This window comes from Bradyrhizobium sp. 139, assembly GCF_023074175.1.
Taxonomy (GTDB): Bacteria; Pseudomonadota; Alphaproteobacteria; order Rhizobiales; family Xanthobacteraceae; genus Bradyrhizobium.
In genome coordinates, this window is record NZ_JADPKS010000100.1 from 1 (window position 1) to 18,856 (window position 18,856).

The 18,856-nt window shown below is 60.3% G+C and carries 16 protein-coding genes and 4 pseudogenes; 16 read left to right on the forward strand and 4 right to left on the reverse strand.

Features of this window, described 5'->3' with window-relative positions:
• Positions 1-603: 603 nt before the first annotated feature.
• Positions 604-966, reverse strand: a complete 363-nt coding sequence (locus tag IVA80_RS22200; protein ID WP_009859355.1) for a DUF488 family protein — start codon at positions 964-966, stop codon at positions 604-606.
• Between the two features lie 43 nt (positions 967-1,009).
• On the reverse strand, positions 1,010-1,555 hold the full coding sequence (locus IVA80_RS22205; RefSeq protein ID WP_247435224.1) for a peroxidase-related enzyme: 546 nt from the start codon (positions 1,553-1,555) through the stop codon (positions 1,010-1,012).
• A 989-nt stretch (positions 1,556-2,544) separates the two neighbouring features.
• Between IVA80_RS22205 and IVA80_RS22210 the strand changes: the two genes are divergently transcribed.
• From IVA80_RS22210 to IVA80_RS22240, 7 genes are all read left to right on the forward strand, one after another.
• A complete protein-coding gene (locus IVA80_RS22210) occupies positions 2,545-2,739 on the forward strand; it encodes a hypothetical protein (RefSeq protein ID WP_247435227.1) in 195 nt (64 codons plus the stop codon).
• Positions 2,740-3,573: 834 nt separating this feature from the next.
• Positions 3,574-3,933, forward strand: coding sequence for a hypothetical protein (locus tag IVA80_RS22215; protein WP_009859350.1), 360 nt, complete (start codon positions 3,574-3,576; stop codon positions 3,931-3,933).
• 262 nt (positions 3,934-4,195) lie between these two features.
• Entirely contained in the window at positions 4,196-4,930 is a 735-nt protein-coding gene (locus tag IVA80_RS22220) for a caspase family protein (RefSeq protein ID WP_247435230.1), read from the forward strand.
• Between the two features lie 132 nt (positions 4,931-5,062).
• Positions 5,063-5,326 (forward strand): (2Fe-2S)-binding protein, encoded by a 264-nt coding sequence (locus tag IVA80_RS22225; protein ID WP_247435291.1) that lies wholly within the window; start codon positions 5,063-5,065, stop codon positions 5,324-5,326.
• Positions 5,327-5,450: 124 nt separating this feature from the next.
• Positions 5,451-5,939: a bacterioferritin gene (gene bfr / locus IVA80_RS22230; RefSeq protein WP_247435233.1), complete on the forward strand. Its 489-nt coding sequence runs from the start codon at positions 5,451-5,453 to the stop codon at positions 5,937-5,939.
• 347 nt (positions 5,940-6,286) lie between these two features.
• Positions 6,287-6,496: a hypothetical protein gene (locus IVA80_RS22235; RefSeq protein ID WP_247435236.1), complete on the forward strand. Its 210-nt coding sequence runs from the start codon at positions 6,287-6,289 to the stop codon at positions 6,494-6,496.
• Positions 6,497-6,715: 219 nt separating this feature from the next.
• Positions 6,716-7,123, forward strand: a complete 408-nt coding sequence (locus tag IVA80_RS22240; RefSeq protein WP_247435239.1) for a nuclear transport factor 2 family protein — start codon at positions 6,716-6,718, stop codon at positions 7,121-7,123.
• 130 nt (positions 7,124-7,253) lie between these two features.
• Here IVA80_RS22240 and IVA80_RS22245 read toward each other — a convergent pair.
• Positions 7,254-7,884 (reverse strand): annotated as a pseudogene (locus tag IVA80_RS22245) (GntR family transcriptional regulator).
• A gap of 127 nt (positions 7,885-8,011) precedes the next feature.
• On the opposite strand from IVA80_RS22245, the gene bioB reads away from it, so the two are divergent.
• The 6 genes and pseudogenes from bioB to IVA80_RS22275 all read left to right on the forward strand — a co-directional run.
• Complete coding sequence (gene bioB, locus IVA80_RS22250) at positions 8,012-9,064, forward strand: biotin synthase BioB (protein ID WP_247435242.1); 1,053 nt, start codon at positions 8,012-8,014, stop codon at positions 9,062-9,064.
• A gap of 123 nt (positions 9,065-9,187) precedes the next feature.
• Positions 9,188-10,345, forward strand: a complete 1,158-nt coding sequence (locus IVA80_RS22255) for an 8-amino-7-oxononanoate synthase (protein WP_247435245.1) — start codon at positions 9,188-9,190, stop codon at positions 10,343-10,345.
• On the forward strand, positions 10,338-10,970 hold the full coding sequence (gene bioD, locus IVA80_RS22260) for a dethiobiotin synthase (protein ID WP_247435248.1): 633 nt from the start codon (positions 10,338-10,340) through the stop codon (positions 10,968-10,970). The genes IVA80_RS22255 and bioD overlap by 8 nt, the downstream gene beginning before the upstream one ends.
• Positions 10,967-12,250, forward strand: a pseudogene (locus IVA80_RS22265) (adenosylmethionine--8-amino-7-oxononanoate transaminase). Before bioD ends, IVA80_RS22265 begins: the two are co-directional and overlap by 4 nt.
• Before the next feature lie 192 nt (positions 12,251-12,442).
• Complete coding sequence (gene panD / locus IVA80_RS22270) at positions 12,443-12,952, forward strand: aspartate 1-decarboxylase (protein WP_247435250.1); 510 nt, start codon at positions 12,443-12,445, stop codon at positions 12,950-12,952.
• A pseudogene (locus IVA80_RS22275) lies at positions 12,924-13,184 on the forward strand (3-methyl-2-oxobutanoate hydroxymethyltransferase); the annotation flags it as partial. The gene panD and the pseudogene IVA80_RS22275, both read left to right, overlap by 29 nt.
• Positions 13,185-13,477: 293 nt before the next feature.
• Here the strand turns inward: IVA80_RS22275 and IVA80_RS22280 are convergent.
• Positions 13,478-13,886, reverse strand: a pseudogene (locus IVA80_RS22280) (SOS response-associated peptidase family protein); the annotation flags it as partial.
• Positions 13,887-14,243: 357 nt separating this feature from the next.
• On the opposite strand from IVA80_RS22280, the gene IVA80_RS22285 reads away from it, so the two are divergent.
• The 3 genes from IVA80_RS22285 (at position 14,244) to IVA80_RS22295 (ending at position 17,620) form a co-directional block, all read left to right on the forward strand.
• Positions 14,244-15,305: an ATP-binding protein gene (locus IVA80_RS22285; RefSeq protein ID WP_247435253.1), complete on the forward strand. Its 1,062-nt coding sequence runs from the start codon at positions 14,244-14,246 to the stop codon at positions 15,303-15,305.
• Positions 15,306-15,334: 29 nt separating this feature from the next.
• Positions 15,335-17,257, forward strand: a complete 1,923-nt coding sequence (gene nhaA, locus IVA80_RS22290) for a Na+/H+ antiporter NhaA (protein ID WP_247435256.1) — start codon at positions 15,335-15,337, stop codon at positions 17,255-17,257.
• Between the two features lie 129 nt (positions 17,258-17,386).
• Positions 17,387-17,620, forward strand: a complete 234-nt coding sequence (locus IVA80_RS22295; protein ID WP_247435259.1) for a hypothetical protein — start codon at positions 17,387-17,389, stop codon at positions 17,618-17,620.
• Positions 17,621-18,856 lie beyond the last annotated feature (1,236 nt).

Sequence of the window (18,856 nt, forward strand, 5' to 3'; positions counted from 1 at the left end):
TTGTTACGAAGCAGGCAGCGCAACAGACCAACCTGTAGGGGGTCAATTTTGGACGCCGATCCCCCGGCTTAGGGGGGCAATATTGCAGGCCGAATGACACTCTGAAAGGAAAGCACGATGACGAATTCGAACGATGATGGACCTCTCCGCCACAGGCTGAGGTGGCCGGAGACCTTGACGACGCTGGCACGCTTAACGGCCGTGCCGGCGCATCGGTGTTCTCAATCGCGGCCCCGACAGCAGGGGCGGCACCGGGGGGCGGCCCCGACGAGTTGCTAAGTGCTTCGCTCGCCGCATGCACGGCGATGACCACACGGCTGCAGGCGCGAAGGCGGAAAATGCCGCTATCCGACGTCGCAGTAGCCGTGTCGTACCACCATGTCAGGGAGGGCGGCTGCGACTGCTTCGAGCGCTCCATCAAGCTCGAAGGAACGCCTGGCGACGAGGCCGCGCACAACAGATGCAGGCTGCGAACATGTGTCTCGCCGGGCGGACGCTGGGCCTTAGCGCCGACATCCGCGCTAACGATAACGTCGGCATCGGGCCGGCGGCAAGCTATGACGACGACTTGAGCGAGCTTCCGATTCCGTACATCACCCCCGATTAGCGGGCCGCGAGATAGTCCGCGAGCACTACGGCGTTGTTGCGCTTGGTATCGTGCGCGCCGAAGAGCAGCGTGACTTTGCCCGTCAATGCAAGATTTGTCAGGTGCTCGACTGCGGCGCGATTGGCGCGGAGCTCCTCGAAGTATCGCTTGTGAAACTCGCGCCACCGGTTCCGGTCATGACCAAACCAGGTCCTGAGGCCGCCGCTCGGAGCGATGTCCTTCAGCCACACGTCCACGCTGGCATGCTCCTTTGTGAGTCCGCGCGGCCAGATGCGGTCGACGAGCACCCTCGTGCCGTCCGAGCCCTCGGGCAGCTCGTACACACGTTTAACACCAAGCCGACAGGAGTGTCGAGACATTGGTTTCTCCAGTCCTCTCCTCCGTAAATGAGGGCAACTCGCATTAGGTCGCCTTCGCGGGACTGACCTCGGGAAAATCGATCGGGGTCTGCACCGCATTGTTGATGAAGTTCGTCAACAAGAACTGAGCAGTCAGCGCGATCATCTCGACGATGTTGGCGTCTGTCCACCCCGCATCCCTGACGGCCGTAAACTGGGCGTCGGAAACTTTGCCGCGCGTCTCGATGAGCGCTTTCGCGAAGGCGACCGCAGCCTGGCGCTTGGGATCGGTTGAGCGGCCCTCCCTGTTCAACTCGATTTCATCCGCTGGGATTTTGGTTAGATTGCCCGCCATAAAGCTGTGCGCGGCCAGGCAGTAGTCGCACCCGTCCGCCTCAGACACCGCCAGCGCGATCCCGTCTCTCGTCTTGATGTCCAGCGTCTTAGCAAGTGATGCCATCAGGGTAGCCCAGCCGGAGAGCGCGTTCGGGCTGATCGACATGAGGCGGTGCAGGTTGGGCACGAAGCCCAGCATCTTGTCGACGTTGTCGAGGATCGGCTTGGAGCCCGCCGGAGCGTCCTCGCGTTTCGGAATGGAAATGCGTGGCATTTGATCCTCCATTAGACCGCCAACGATTATTCGGTTGGTGACGAAGCAACCAACGCCGACTGTTTCAGCTACCGGTAGCGACCGGACTGCCTCGAAGACTAGGACGCGTCGCACCGCGGCGCTCATGTTTGTTGATCATGCAGTCCATAACGGCAGGTCATCGGCCGAGCACCGATCGGGCACTGATGTCGCAGTCCCAGACTTCGTGCTCAGCTGCTCGCCGCGCTGACCGGGGTGGAACCGGCGGCTCTGAACGCCCCCATCTCGCCTTCCAGGTCTAAGATGCAGTACCTCACCGGATCGAGCGCTTGCGCCAGCTCGAGGTCGCGGAAGCGCGGCGTGATATGCTGCGGGCACTTTAAGCCGCAGCAAGACCCCGTGATCGACCTTCGCTGTTGCCAAGTTACGCGACGCGCCGCGCCAGATCGGCGTCGTGTTTCAACTCTCTCAATTCCGCGAGCGCTTTAGATCTCGAGACGCCGGCGGTTGGGCTAGTCCATCAGCATGACGGCGGCACTGTCGTTGGCCCCGCCATTGCCGATCCTGTACTGCGCGTCAGCCCTTTGCATCCGTTACTGTTGTTCAGGCATGCCGGCACGTGATATGGACCGCGGCGGCGCTCGCCTCGGTCACCGCTTTGATGGCTCTGGCGCCTGGCTCGGAAATGATCCTTCAGAGCATCAGGGGGCGAATTGACCCCCGCGCTCGCTCCGCGGGCGGTGCGCATACGTCGCACGACACCACGCAGCCTTTCCTAAACCCGCGGTGAGTCCGGGGGGCATGCCCGAGAACAAACGCGACAACCGTCTCGGCCGGTACTTCGCAGGACGCAAAGAGCCTAACCCGACCTCAGCCGGGATTGAAGCAGACGCCGTCGCCGCCGGCGACCGCTCGCGCAAACTCATGGCATCATTTCGATAGCTGGAGGTGATTGGACGGTCGACGACCCGGTACATATCTTCAATGTAGCACACCACGGAGTACGGCGGATGCCGACCTACAGGAACACCGCCGAAGCGGTCTCGAAGTTGACTCCGAGCAGTATCGCGAGACGCAGACTGATGGGACCGAGCGTTCCCTTCTCCAACGAATACGGGGACAACAGGAAGTCTGGTCTCTACATCGACGTTTCCAGCGAGCCGCTATTCGCATGCTTCGACAAGCTCGACAGCGAAACGGGATGACCGCGTTTCATGGAAACATCGTGCGCCCGCCAAAGCCTGAAGTGCACTTCACGCCTTCGAAGTCGTCTTCTCAATATACCCAAAGCTTGAAGGACTACCGCGTGCGTACGAAACAGCAACGGCCCGTCCGAAAGCCGCAACGCTGACACGGCGCGGTCAGTCTAACGGAGGTCCACGTGACGTTTTTCTATAAAGCTGTTGAGACACTGGGGGACCCTCTCAAACTCGTGAGCCACAAAAACTTAGCGGTGGTCTTGGAAAACGTCGATCTAAAGCGCGTGCGCCTTGGCGAACTCTTGGAGGCTGTTGACCACCCGATCCTTGAGCGCGCGGAGGACCAGCTCAGCCATTTCTCGGCGGGCACACGGAAGTCCTTCCACATCGAGCCTCGACCTCGTCGGCTCCGCATTCCAGAAGGGCATCTGGAAGGCACCGCTAATGCTTCACTTCGCCAAGGCACGCTAATACGCGAAGATCGCAAGTGCCGTTGGCGATCCAAAGGCGGTCCGCGTCGTAGGTGCGGCAAACGGCAAGAAGTCGCATCGAAGTCAGCATGCTCGGCGGTTTAGTCATACATAGCGCCGCTTCGCCAATGCGTGGTGAGTATCAAAAGCAGATGCAGCAAGCTCCTCGAGACCGCCTGTGACCCCTTTCGGACCGAACGTCTTATATGCGTGAGCCTGGCCCTAAATGGCTGGGTACGCATGGCGTGGTAGCTGAGAAGCCCGCCAACGTCCCATGGCTTTGATCGGAGACCGTACCTGTTCCGGGCGAATGCCGGCCGCTACTGGACCGCTCGAGACAAGGTCTTGCTAACTAGATAGGAGAACTATCATGACAAAACGTTCGCTTATGATCACGGCCACAAGCTGCTTCATTGCATTTGCACCGGCAGCATATGGGCGCTCGGCCTACGACGGCTCTTGGGACCTCGTCTTCGTGACGCAAAGGGGAACCTGCGATTCCAGTTACAGCTTTACTGTCGATGTGACCAACGGAATTGTCACGCATCCCAATCTCGTGAAATTTCGAGGTTACGTCGCAAGGTCCGGCGCGGTTCGCGCTTCGGTAACGGTCCAAGACAAAGTTGCCGCCGGTGCGGGCAAACTGTTCGCAACGTCCGGTCGGGGGACCTGGAGCGGCCACTCAGGAATGGCGCGATGCTCAGGCTACTGGACCGCGCGCCGCAATTGACGGACGCGACGGCGGGCACGCGACCGGGGTGCGAGTGCGCGAATGCTGCTAAGGCCAAATCTTACGTAAAGGAGCGTTTCCTCAGTGAACTGGAGACCATAATGAAATGACAGTTCCCAGAATACTAGTCGGCATTGCAGTCCTGCTCGGCTTGTTCTCAACCGGTCTCGACAGGACAATGCGGTTGGAGAAGCCTCGGCCCATGAGGGCGCCCATCGGGTCGGGTGAACCTGCCCCCGTCGGTACTAATCGGCTAGCTCTGGTGATTGGTAATTCAACCTATCCCGATGCTGACTCTCCTCTTTCTCAAATGACACGTGATGCGGAAGGGTTGGCAAATGCTCTTCGCAACGACGGTTTTCTGGTCGACGCCGTTGACAATGCGGCGCGTCCGGACATTACCCGCGCAATTGATCGTCTAACGGCAAGAGTACATTTGAACTCAATTGTGTTAGTTTATTTCGGAGGTTACGGTGTCCAAGCTGACGGACAGAATTATCTGATTCCGGTCGATGCGAATATCTGGACTGAAGAAGATGTCCGCCGACAAGGCGTAAGCATTGACCGCCTCCTTTCGCAACTCAAGGCTTCCGGAGCACGCGTACGGCTCGTAGTCATTGAGGCCTCACGCCGCAACCCCTACGAGCGACGCTTCAGGAATTACTCACACGGACTTGCGCCTATTCAAACGAGTGAAAACGCGCTCATCCTGAGCTCAGCGACGCCTGGCCAAGTCGTCGAAGACGTGGACGAACTACATAGCCAGCTGATGACCGCTCTTCTTGAGCGCATCGGGTCTTCGAAAGGAATCGAGGAGGTCTTCAACAACACGCGAAACGCAGTGGTGGCTGCTACCCAGGGCCAACAGATTCCAGCTGTGTCGTCTACACTGACCGAGAACATTAACCTTTCGCCGATACGCAACGGCGCGCTGCCGTGTGCTCTGTCGGCTTCGCAGCTGGCCGCCGCCGCGAGTCATCAAACAGAGTTCTGCTGAGCTCTAAAGATCAAGGGCTGACTTCCCCTGGAGTGCGCCATTCACTCATCTCCGCGTTGTTTGGGACCTTCAACGCGCTCCGACGCCGTTCCGTATCGACGACGCCGCATCACCGGAGGTCTCTTGCGCTTCATGATCGTCTGCTCCTGCAATGTCCTCAGCGACCACGATGTTCGCCACGCCGTCAACACGGCCGATGACGCGCTGCGCAATGCCAAGCAGATCTATGACTGCCTTGGTTGCAGCGCTGAATGCGGCCGCTGCGCCCGCACCATCAAGACGATCATCGACGAGGCATACAGGGAATGTGCGCTAGCCTGTCAGGCCGGCTGCCCGCATAGCCAGATCATGGATGACGCGGGGGATGAGCCCAAAGTCGCGCCCGCAGCGCCCTAACTTCCGTGGATTTGCTGGATAGGTGCCGCTCGGTTCGCGCCGGGGATGCCTGCTTGCTTGTTTTTCGCCAGAAGCATTCTAAACTCCCAGGCCCCAAGACCCGCCTCAACTGTTGGAGTTCATCATGCAGGGCGATCCCAAAGTCATCGAGTATCTGAACAAGGGATTGCGTCACGAGCTCACTGCCATCAACCAGTACTGGCTGCATTACCGGCTGCTGGCCAATTGGGGCCTCTCGGAGATGGCCAAGGTCTGGCGCAAGGAGTCAATCGAGGAGATGCAGCACGCCGATCGCATCACCGACCGGGTAATATTCCTCGAGGGCTTTCCCAACATGCAGATACTCGATCCCTTGCGGATCGGCCAGAACGTCAACGAAATCATCGAGTGCGATCTCGCCGCCGAGATGAGCGCGCGTGCGCTGTACCAAGAGGCGGCGACGCATTGTCATTCCGTGAAGGATTATGTCACCCGCGACTTGTTCGAGAACCTGATGACGGACGAGGAACACCACATCGATTTCCTCGAGACGCAGCTTGATTTGATCAACCGGATCGGGATCGAGCTTTACACCCAGAATCATGTCGGTGAGCTCAAGACCGAAGAGCACTGAAATTTACGTCGATAGTCCCTTCTGCCAGTCCTAAGTTCGAGTTCTGCGCCTGCTTTGTGGACAGTCTGGCAATAGCTGCGAAAGCGTCACCAAATACTGCGAAAGTTTCCAGCCCCTCAAGCCTCGATTCAGGTCGGCAACACGCAAGGTGGCTCTTCTTGTGCGTGAATGCCCACCGGCTTGGGCGTGGTCCTGCGACTCCCCGTCGTCCATTACGATCGGGACAATCAATTCGCTTGTGGGTTCAATCGGAAGCCATAATTCTGTCGGGTCCATCACGATAGGCTCTTTCTCGATCGACGCAGCAAGGTCAGTTGTTCCCGAACTCAGGGTAAATGCGGCCGCCCTTGCTGAGTTTGACAGCGGACCCCGCCGGCTTCAGCGCACGGCTTGAGAAGGTAGAGCAGGAGCTGATGAGCGCTAAGCCTGACCCATCGTTGGTCAAGGCAACTCTAACGGACATCCGCGCCGCCCTCTCCGGTGCTGCGGGCAATCTCATTGCAAGCGGCGCCCTGACTCTCCTCAACAATGTTTTGGGAACAGGCGTGCCCGCGTAACGTTCGAATTTGCCGGAAAGAGGAAACGAGCGTTATGAAAGTTACTGTTCAGGATGATCTATATCCGCCGACGCCTGCTGTGCGTGCCGATTTCGAGGTGTGGAGCAGGGCTGGTTCAGATCCGGCCAAGGAAACGACGATCCGGGCAGGGCGCTGACATGAGCAAAATATCTCCTGCAGGCATGGAAGCGATGATCCGTCGCTATTTCGATGCGTGCAATGGCGTGCTTCACCTTCGACGCAGCACATTACTTTCCGCCGGGCCTACCAGATATTCCTTGGCGTGGCGCCGATACCATCTCGCGCAGGTGGATCTGGTGTGTCGAAAATCTCGGCTCGCAATGGACGATTGAACAGTTCTTCTGCTCCTCGACGACGCCGGAAGCTGTGATCGAATGGACGCATTGGATGCGAAAGCAGAACACTGCGCTTCGCGGTGACGAATGGTATGCGTTCGACGAAACGACCGGACGGATTAAGGAAATCAGGGCCTACTATGCGTCTGCCGCTGATCCCTCTGCGCGGATCTGCGAGCTAGTGGAGTTCTTCCCACGACAACAGAGGATAAACATTGGCATGGTCCCGGTGTTCACGCCTACTGCGGGGCACGAGGAGCGGTTGGGTTGATCGGCGCGGCGGTATCGCGGAAACTCGTTCAACCAACCGGAAGACCGGCCTCCGCACCAAGTACCTGAAGGCCGACGATGACAGCGCGTGATGCCCTGCGATCGCTTACGAACTTGCCGTTCACTCCTGATTACGGAGTCGGGAGAGCGAGGAGCTCAATGGTTTGAATGTGGCGAGTGAGCAGACTGCAGGCCTGATCGAGGTTGCGCGAACGTAGCGCTTGTAGAATCAAGCGGTGATCCTGATTGGAGCGCGGTCGCCATCCGACATTGCGCGCCATCGCGAACACCATTCGCGAATTCGCGAGTTGCAGTCCGTCGAGGCAGGCGAGCAGTCGCGGCATTGCGCAGGGCGCCACAAGGGCGTGGTGAAAGGTGCGATTGGCGACGTCGAACTCCTGAATCGTCTCGGCATTGTCTGCTTCGATCAGAGCCAGCTCAATTCGCGCCAAATGAGCCGACGTGAGTTTTGGCGCGGCATTCCGCAAGGCGACCACTTCCAGCGCTGCGCGCATCTCAGCGATCTCCTTCACCGATTTTGTGTCGAGCGGTGCAACGCGCACGCCGCGGCGGGGTGCTCATAACAAGGTGTTGCGCTTCTAGTCGCCGAAAAGCTTCCCGTACGGGGACGTGGCTCGAGTTGAATTCTCGGGCGATATGGTCCTGCCGGAGCGGTGCATCTGGCTGTAGGACGCCGCTGATTATGCGCTCTCCGATTGATTGGGCGATGCGTTGCGCGGTCGTCGAGTTCCCAGACATCATAGATTATCTATCGTAAAACCTGATGCGCAGTCGCGCTGTGTCGGCTAGCGTCATCTATGCATTAGATAATAGATAATCAATATATTTATCTATGACGCGGCGGTGCGCATTTCAAAGAGGGGGCCAGATGGTCAAACGCGTGGGAGCAAAACTGAACCACGGTTGCGGCAGCGAGCCTGTCCGCCATGACTGGACCCGCGCCGAGGCGGAGGCGCTGTACAACGCGCCGTTTTCCGACCTGGTGTTCCGTGCCCAGGCCGTTCACCGGCGCTACTTCGATCCCAATCACGTGGAGACCGCGAGCCTTCTCAACATCAAGACCGGCGGTTGCCCGGAGGATTGCGGTTATTGCTCGCAGAGCGCGCACTACAACACGGGGCTGAAAGCGACGCGGCTGATGGACAAGGCGGATGTCATCGCGACCGCCGGGCGCGCGAAAGCGGCCGGCGCGGCGCGCTTTTGCATGGCGGCGGCGTGGCGAAGCCCAAAGGACCGCGACCTTGATCAGATCTGCGAGATGGTCAGCGCCGTGAAGGGTCTCGGAATGGAATCCTGCGTGACGCTCGGCATGTTGACGGCTCCGCAGGCGCAGCGCTTGCGCGAAGCCGGCCTCGACTTCTACAACCACAACGTAGATACCTCGCCGGAATTCTACGGCCAGATCATCACCACGCGCACCTTGCAGGAACGTATCGACACGCTCACCGAGGTGCGCGCCGCGGGCATCAAGGTCTGCTGCGGCGGCATCATCGGCATGGGGGAGCGCGTCGCCGACCGGCTCGGCATGGTGGTGCTGCTCGCCACTCTTCCGAACCATCCGGAGAGCGTGCCGATCAACCTCTGGAACGAGGTCAAAGGCGTCCCGGTCAACGACACCGCGGAGCGGCCTGATCCGATCTCCCTCGCGCGCCTCATAGCGGTCGCCCGCATTGTGATGCCGCAAAGCGTGGTGCGGCTGTCCGCCGGGCGGCAATACATGACCGACGAATTGCAGGCGCTGTGCTTTCTCTCTGGCGCCAATTCGATCTTCATCGGAGACGTGCTTCTCACCACCCGAAACCCGCAACGCGACCGCGACGCCGCGCTCCTCGGGCGGCTCGGCATGAAATCCAATCTCAACCAGGCGCATCCGGCCAATCGGCAGCCTTCGCCGGCTCACGATCGCGTTCAGAGCAGTTGACGCCGAATCCCCCGTCCGCGGTCCTCAAGACAACCTCGAAGTTTCGGAGAGATGCAGCGCTCCGCGATTGGCGGCCGCCTGAATGATTTGTGCGAACACCCCCTCAGCACACGGAATTGATTGATGACTTCAACAGGCACGGACAAGGTGACCACTTACGCCGACGCCTTACAGGCCTTGAGCGAGCTGGATCGGCTGCGGTGCTTTGCGCCCCGTTCCGGCCTCGATTTTGGATCGAACGACTATCTCGCGTTGGCGAACGCGCCTCGCATGAAGAAGGCTGTGAGCGTGGCGCTGGAAGCTGGTACTTCGATCGGGGCAGGCGGATCACGGCTGCTACGCGGGAACTGCGACGAGCACGAGTGTCTCGAAGCAGAGGCGGCGCGCTTTTTCGGAGCGGAGACAGCGCTGTTTTTCAGCGGCGGATATGTGGCGAATTTTGCCATCCTGACGACGCTGCCGCAACGGGGCGATCTGCTGGTGCTCGATTCGCTTGTGCACGCGAGCATACACGAGGGCGCACGAGCCGGACGAGCCGAGTTTCGCGAAAGCACTCACAATGACCCGATGTCGGTCGAAGACGCAATCCGCGATTGGCGCGCGAAGGGTGGAAGGGGACGCGTCTGGATCGTGGCTGAGAGCCTGTACAGCATGGACGGCGATTTCGCGCCGCTCAAGGACCTTGTCGCAATAGCCGACAGGCATGATGCGTTCCTGATGGTGGATGAGGCTCATGCCACAGGCGTCTATGGCGAGCAGGGACGAGGGCTCACCGCGCCTTACAAGGGGCGCGAGAATCTCCTGGTCGTGCATACCTGCGGCAAGGCGCTCGGCGCTGCCGGCGCGCTCGTCACTGCGTCCACTGTGCTGCGCGACTTCATGGTTAATCGTTGCCGTCCGTTTATCTTCGCCACCGCGCCCTCACCATTGATGGCGGTCGCCGTGCAGGAGGCGCTTCTGATCCTGCAGGAGGAGCCCGAGCGGCAGCAATGTCTGGCCACATTGGTCGCATTCGCACATCGTGAGATCGGCCTGCGCGGCCGCTCAAGTCCCTCGAATTCACAGATCGTTCCTTACATTGTCGGCGACAATGCGCGTGCGATGCGGCTCGCCTCTGCGCTGCAGGCTCGCGGCTTTGACATCCGCGCGATACGGCCGCCGACCGTGCTGGCGGGGACGGCACGGTTGCGGATTTCCCTGACGCTTAACGTCAGCGAAGATGATGTATGCCACATGCTTGATGCGTTAGTCGAAGAGACTTGGGCGATCCGCGATGAGTAGGCGCATCGTGGTGACCGGCACAGATACCGGCATCGGCAAGACAGTCGTTTCCGCAGGCCTCGCCAATCTCCTCGGCGCGAACTATTGGAAACCGATCCAAGCCGGTCTCGAAGGTGAGACCGATACAGAGCTCGTCGCGCGGCTTGGCGGTCTCTCCGTCGATCGTATCGTGCCAGAGCTTTACCGCCTTCGAACGCCTGCTTCGCCGCATCATGCCGCCGAAATCGACGGAGTTCGCATTGACGCGGATGGGCTCGATGTGCCGGACACAGGCGAGCGACCGTTGGTGATCGAGGGAGCCGGTGGGCTGATGGTGCCGCTGATTGGCAGCACCCTCTATATTGACGTCTTCGAGCGATGGCGGCTTCCCATCGTGCTTTGCGCGAGGACAGCATTGGGTACAATCAATCATTCGCTGCTGTCGATAGAGGCTCTGCGAAAGCGCCAGATCGACGTTCTTGGGATCGCATTTATTGGCGAAAGAAATTCCGAGACTGAGAGCGCAATTTGCGAGATCGGGCGGGTGCGTTGGTTGGGGCGATTGCCGTGGCTTTCTTCTCTCACGCCAGGAACGCTGCAAGCCGCGTTCAAACCCTCCTTCCATGCTGATGATTTCCAGCCATGATGCCAAAGAGACAGTCGGCAATCTGGCATCCGTTCACACAGCACGCGCTTCAGGACCAGATGACAAGAGTGGTGCGTGGTGATGGTGCCTATCTCCACACCGCGGATGGTCGCCGTCTCATTGATGCAATCTCATCCTGGTGGGTCGTGACCCACGGGCATTGCCATCCGTACATCGTGAGCGCCATTCAGAAACAGGCGGACAAGCTCAACCAGATCATCTTTGCAGGCCACACTCACGAACCCGCCGAAGCGGTTGCTGCCCTGCTGTTGAAACTCGCGCCCGGTGGCCTCGACTATCTCTTCTTTTCCGACAGCGGCTCGACCAGTGTGGAGGTCGCGCTGAAAATGGCGCTCGGCTATTGGCGCAATATCGGCGAGCCGCGGTCTCGCATCGTCGTGATGCAGCATTCCTATCACGGCGATACGGTGGGAACGATGTCGGTCGGCGCGCGTGGTGTGTTCAATGCGACATACGAACCGCTGTTGTTCGATGTTACCTCAGTACCGTTCCCGGCGCGAGGTAACGAACAGGTAACTCTCGATGCACTCGAGGTGGCATGTCGCGACGAAAACCCAGCTGCCTTTATCGTTGAACCTCTGATCCTGGGCGCCGGCGGGATGCTCATGTATCTGGGTGCTGAAAGAAATGAAACGGATCTGCGAGGATTCAGACGTCCTGTTCATTGCCGACGAAGTCATGACTGGCTGGGGTCGCACCGGGACATTGTTCGCTTGCGAGCAGGCCAATGTTACGCCCGACATCGCTTGCTATTCGAAGGGCCTTACGGGCGGCTCTCTTCCGCTTGCGGTGACGCTCTGCCGCGCAGAGATTTTCGATGCGCACTACTCGAAGGATCGCGCACGCACGCTCTTCCACTCCAGTTCTTACACCGCGAATCCTATCGCAAGCGCTGCTGCCAAGGCGAACCTCGATCTCTGGCACGACCAGGAAACCTACGCGCGTGTCGCCTCAGTCGCCGCAATGCAGGAGCACCAAATCGAGCCATTTCGCGCGGACGCGCGCTTCAGGAATGTCCGTCGGACCGGTACCATCGCGGCAGTTGAGCTGACAGTGTGCGACGAGGGGTACCTTGCCAATATCGGTCCGAGGCTTCAGGCGTTCTTCAACGAGCGTAGTCTGCTACTGCGCCCGCTTGGCAATACAATTATGTCATGCCGCCCTACAGCGTCACGGCGGCGGACCTCAACGAAATCTACGCTGCGATAAACGATGCAGCCGATGCGCTGTGGAGGCCGGAACGGACCGGGCATACGTGAGCGCCTGTCCGCACGACCAAAAGGCGGCCGCAGGTTCTCTTCTCATGATCGCGCGACCATTGGATATTTTGATACGTGAGCCAGCTATTCTGGGGACGCATGTTTCTTTTTTCGTTCTCGCTTTGACTGTTTTCTTTCGACTTGCATAGAAGGCGCAGCTCCGAGGATGTGTGGAGACTGAGGGACTTTCAGATGAGAAGAGTACTCGCTGCCAAGCTGCATGGCATCCATGTTACTGAGGCCAATCTTCACTATCATGGGTCAATCACTCTCGATCCGGATCACTGCCATGAAGCCGGCATCCTGCCGATGGAGTTCGTGGAGATTTGGAACAAGAACTCGGGAGCACGCATCTCGACTTATGTCATTTTCGGCGCACGCAGTTCGCGCTGCTGTGTCCTCTACGGTGCTGCCGCGCGGGCCTGCCAAGTAGGTGACCAGCTCATTATTTGCAGTTCGTCCTATGTGGACGAGCAGCGAATAGTTGAGTTGAAGCCGAAAATGCTCACTTTCGATCGCAGTAACCGGGTTGCTGATCGGCTGACCTATTCGGTCACGTCGGACGACGCAGGCCGCTATGGCTTCGAAATCATCGGCCAGACCGGCGATGTCAAAGTCGTGGCACTTCGCACCGCAGATCGAATTGAGGTCGTTGACGGATCGGGATGTAAGAATGAGCCACGTTTCGGAGCCGGCGGTTGAGCGCGTCACGATTCCTACGCTGCAGCGGTGGAAGGACGAGAGGCGACGTCTCGTTATGACCACCGCGTACGACGCGGTTGCGGCCCGGATCGCGGATCCCGCCGTCGATATCATCCTGGTCGGGGACAGCGTCGGCAATGTTTGCCTTGGGTTCGAAAACACGCTGCCGGTCAGCGTCGCGAAGATGAACCATCATCTGGAGGCCTTCGCACGCACCAAACCTCCGGCCATGTCTCTAAGGACGACCGGCTTTGATCCGCCGGCCCTGACGCTCTCTACAACTCGAATGCTACGCAGTGCACAGAGCCCGAGCGGGTGGTGGACGAGCGCCCAGCCCCAACCGCGCAGCGTCCGGACCGCGGGCCGCCTATCGTTGAACATCAGCATCGAATTCGCTCCACCGGGACGAATCCTCGTCTCCGGCCGCCGTTCCGGTCGGTTAGCATAGGGCCGGGATTCCAAACTGGTGGGCTGCAGCTTGTCCACCTGTTCCGCTTTCCTGTGCACAAAACTAGCGGTCGGCACCGGGTCTTCCTTCTCCCCGGTTGCGACAATGTTCAGGGCCCCATCCGGAAGAGGCCGCTGTAGCGCCTTGGCCTCGTCCCAAGGAGCGGGCAGCCAAGTGTCGTACTCCTGCGTCGTCGTCAGGATCACCGGCATCGCCTTCGGATGAACACGGCCTACTTCGGCGTTCGGTTCGCTAGTCAAGAAGCCGTAGACGTCGGCAGTGATCTCGCCTTCCTTTACCTTGCGCACGCTGGTCCAGTTCGTCCAGAGGCCGGCGAAGGCGAGCAGAGGCCTCGTCCGGCGCGAATCAGACGGGCACTTTCTTGCCGTCGATGGTGTCGTACTCACTGAACGAGGTGAACGGGACCAGGCAGCAGTGCTCAGGGCCCAGCCACCGCTTCCAATGCGCAATTGAGACGTTGCGGATGTACGGCGCGCTTCGGCCTCACGACCGCGCTCGCGGCACCAGTGTTATTGCCATGGGGCCGGTCGTCTCGATAACCGCGTTTATTATAGGCCTATCCAGATAGGTGCGTGAAACACCCTTTTCGCGGTGGCCGAGAGTTCTGGTCCGGCGAGGCGGTCCAGAGGGAAGCGCTGCGCTCCCGCGGCGGCGCCAAGCTTCTCTCATCTATTCCGATAACAGTCGGCTATCGACTTCATGGCAAGAGGTGATTTTCCTTTTGACCGGCATGGACTCAATCTTCGAGCCATGATCGCCCCGCCCTCGGATAAGGGCGGAAATCGGCGTTCCGTTGAACAGTCGCAAGCCAAGAGGTCCGACATGCAGATCAGAGAGACAATCGGCGTTTCATTCCCCGGCGCTATCGAAAGCCCACCGCCGGAGGATGTCGTCGTGCTCGGGGACCGCGCCGGGGTTGCGCTTGGAGTGCAGCGTGCGAGCAACGCAAGCGTGCGTGGCGTACGCGATGACGGTAGCAGCCTCATCGCGTCCAGGTACGTTGAGATCCCGCTCGTCGGGTCCGACGGCAAGGTCTCGGGGATTTTGTGCCGCACCAGTCCGCGGCCCGACACCGGAGGGGCGGTCGCGGCTGGCGAGCGGGCAGGGGTGAGGGCAGCGGACCTGAAGCAGTTTGTCCACGACATCAATAACCTTCTCGCCGTTATCGGGAGCGGACTGCAGCTGCTCGAGTGCCAGAGCGAAGCTGCGCAGCGAAAGGCCGTCGTCGACAAAATGCAGGAGGCGATCACGCGAGGCGCGTTGCTTTCCCGGCAGCTCCTCGACGCTGCGCGACCGCGCCCCAGGTCGATCGACGGGTTTGTCTCAGGCAGTCGCCTCGCAGCGATAGCGGGCACGCTCGACCGGGCGTTGCGTCCGGATATCACGGTCCGCACCGAGATCGCCTCTGATTTATGGGACTTCAACGCTGATCCGGAAGAGCTGTACTTTGCGCTACTGAATCTCTGTCGAAACTCGGCCGATGCTATGCCGGACGTCGGCGTGATCACCGTCGCGGCGTGGAACATCGAACCTTCCTCTGGCGCGGCCCAGGCATTCGTTGAGATCATCGTCGCCGACGACGGGGAGGGCATGCCTGAGGATGTCCTTTCGCAGGCCTTCACCCCGTATTTCTCGACAAAACCCGCAGACAGCGGCACCGGTCTTGGGCTCCCCCAGGTCCAGCGCTTCGCCGAAGGCCGCGGCGGCGCGATCACGATAGCGAGCAAGCGGGGTTCAGGGACGTTGGTGCGCCTCTTCCTCCCGCGCGTGCACGCAGCTGGGCTCCCCAGCAGTATCGTCGGCGCGGAAATAGCGTACGCGCCGTCACCCGACGGCGGTGTATTCCACGTCATCAAACCGGCGACGGCTGCGCCGACGTCATAGCCGGCGCGAAGACCTGGATTGGTTCAGCGATGCAGCTCATGATCCCGCCCCGCCGTCTCGACCGTCCGATCGGCCAAGAGACGGACCACGTGCTCGGCGCCGTAGATGCTGAGATCTCGCTCGTCGAGTACGGCAGCTACGCCTGCCCGCACTGCAGGGCTGCCAACGAGCGCATCGCGCAAGCACGCGACCAACTTGGCAACCGCGTCTGCTATGCCTTCCGCCACAAGCCGCTCGCGGACAACAGCATTTCCTTTCGGGCCGCCGAGCTCGCTGAGCATGCTCAGACGCCCGAGGCGTTCTGGTCCGCGCACATCAAGCTGATGACGAGGTCGATGCAGCTCACAGAGGACGACCTCGTCGCGGTGGCCGCGGACCTCGGTGTGAGCGCCGATTTCGCGCTTGGCAACAGCGACGCCTTACGGCGCGCGAGGGCGAGGGTGGAGGCAGACGTCGCAAGCGCACGCGCAAGCGGGGTGAGAATCACGCCGACCTTCTACATCAACCGTCGACGCTATGACGGCCCCTGGGACGAGAGCTCTCTCGTCGACGCGATGCTTGGCACGCTCGGCCATCGCGTCCGTACGGCAGCCCTGGAGTTCGCGAGCTGGGGCCCGTCCGCCGGCATTTTGCTAGTCCTCGCGACCTTGACGGCCATCGCCTTGACGAACTCGCCGATCCGGCCGGCATTCGAGGCGCTCTGGCGCCAGGAGTTGGGCGTGAGCTTGGGTGAGGCGGCCTTTCAGATGCCCATCCTCCGTTGGGTCAACGACGGCCTGCTGACGGTATTCTTCCTCGTCGTGGGACTGGAAGTGAAGCGCGAGATGACAGTTGGCCACCTCGCAAGCCGCCGCTCCGCGGCGCTTCCGATCGCCGCCGCGCTCGGCGGGATGGTCGTGCCGGCGCTTCTCTATGCGCTGCTCATCCCTGCAGGGCCGTGGTCGCACGGGTGGGGCATTCCGATGGCGACCGACACTGCGTTCGCGATTGCCTTGATCGCCGTGATGGGCGCCCGCGTTCCTGTTGGGCTGCGGATCTTCCTTACCGCGGCGGCCATCGTCGACGACATCGGTGCGATCGTCGTCGTCGCCGTGTTCTACTCCGGCGATATCCAACTGGGCTACTTGGCCGCGGCCGCGGCCGTGGTCGTTGCGCTGGCGCTGCTGAGCCGGTCGAAAGTCTACCTTCTCTCGCCTTATGCTCTCTTAGGCGTCGCGTTGTGGGCGTTCGTCTACGCGGGCGGTCTCCACGCGACGGTGGCTGGCGTGATACTGGCGCTATTCGTTCCGACGCGCCCGCCCGCCAACCTGGCTGCCCTGATCACGCAGGCCAGCACGATCATTGCCTCCGAGGCCCAGCACGAGGGCGAGGTTCTCAGGCACGGCCCCTCCACCCCGGCGCTCCACGCGCTCGAAGCGATCTACGACCGAGTTGAATCGCCCGCCGACCGGCTGCTGCGACACGCCGGCGCGCGGTCGAGCTACGCAGTGCTCCCGATCTTCGCACTGGCGAATGCGGGTGTGGCAATCAACCCCGGCGTCTTCGTTGGGCATGACTGGCTCATGGCTGCGATCATTGCGGGCCTCACCATAGGAAAGCCGGTCGGCATCTTCCTCGCGGCCGCTGCAGCCGTGCGCGCTGACATAGCCGTCAAGCCGGCGGAGTACACGTGGCGGCAGTTGGCCGGGGCGGGATCCCTGGCTGGGATCGGCTTCACGATGTCGCTGTTCATCGCCGGGCAAGCGTTTCCAAGCGCCACTGACTTCTCGGCCGCCAAGATTGCCGTGTTCGCTGCGTCAATTCTTTCCGCCGTCGTTGGGATTGCCCTGCTCTGGGGAGCTCCGCGCCAAGAGCTTATCGAAGAGGCGCGGCAGAGCACCGGCATGCAAGTGTCGAAATCCGCGGGTGCTTATGCGGAATCGCGGATATTTTTGGATGATTCTACCTATTGAAAAGAGAGTCGCAGTCGCTGACGGCCAAATCCGCGAGACATCATCGATTCCGTCCGTCGTATCCCGCCGTCGAGGACACCAACACGCTGAGGTATCCCGGCGAACCGTCACATTTGAAAGAGGTTGACCATGACCCAGGTATATTTTCACTGCTCGAACACGAAGACGGTTTTCGTCGATCGCCGCGGCGCTGTGGTGGACGATCTTGCTGAGGCACGCGATCACGCAACCCGTGTCGTGCAATCCTTAACCCGCGAGCGAAGTCTCGAGGATTGGCGTGACTGGGTCCTGCATGTCAGCGACGACAGCGGCGATGAGCTCTTCGTAGTGCCATTCACCTCCGTGCTCGGCAGGCCGAGTTGAGGGCGTACATATCAGACGGCTGGAGGCCCGCGACTCGTCAGCCTCGTCGAGGCAGGGTCAACAAAGTGCACACCTTACCGGCCGCCTCCGTCAGGCCTGACGGGAACGGCGCCGGATCGGGTGGGAAACGCAGCGCTTGAGACCGGCATCGCGACCTTGTCAAGTTGCTACCGAACTATGTGACCTCTCGGACGTCTTGGACAATAATTGACCATCGAGCGCGTGCGGCGTGCTGGAGTGGAAAACAAGACATAGCCGCACAAAACATCAGCCCCATCGAAGACGGCGGGAGGCCCCCGAGTGGCCGAGGCTGATGTGTTGGAGGCTCGCTACTCGGGACAGCGACATCTCATCAGTGAACCGCATCTGCGATCTCGCGGGGAATAGCGCAGCTCGCCGCTTATGACAGCCGACACGCACATTGTGCGGGCGGTGATCCTGAGAAATGCAGGAAAGCGCACGAACTCCTGTCGCCGAGCACGGCATTTAGGGTGCACGCGCTTAGGATAAGTTGGAGCAACCTCCAATTTATCCAACAGCCATGAAACCGAAGACACTGAGCTTTTCAATGCCGATACTGCTCATCGCAGGCTAGAATTAGACCAACGTATGATCAGACCATTCCGATTGTGGAATGCGATCCTCCCTCAGCACGATAACGCGATACAAGCGTGCTATGGCCTAAGAAATCGTTCTGAGATAGCAGTGAGTCCAACGGCTCAGTGCCGAGAGTCGCAACGGAACCGGACCCGCGAGCCGGCAGTTGCAAGAAGAGGTCGGCGGCGTAGCGCCCGTCGGCCTTTTCTCGGCTCGCTTCCGATCACTGAAGGGTCCCAATTATGGATAGCTCGGATAGCAACGACCGGTAAGAAGAGGCTCTCTTGAATCACAAACACTGACTGGCGCCATTTCCGGGAGGTCGCAATGCATCAGATCTATCTCACGATTACTGTTAGCAGTCTCACGTTGCTGGTCGGCGTGTATTTGCTCGCCGTCGTGCTTCTGTAAAACGGTTGAATGGAGATTGCGGTTCGCACATCACATCTGGCGGACCATCACATCTTGAAGCCGACAGGTCTCGGAACCGGTAGGGCCGAGCTGGAATGCCCATCGCATGTAGGCGCGATCGACCGCACGCGCCAAAGCCTCCGTCGCAGATGACCTTGGCGAGCAACGATTGGGAACGGCCCTTCGGGCCACATTCCATCGTGACAAAATTGCGGGCCTTAGAGCAAG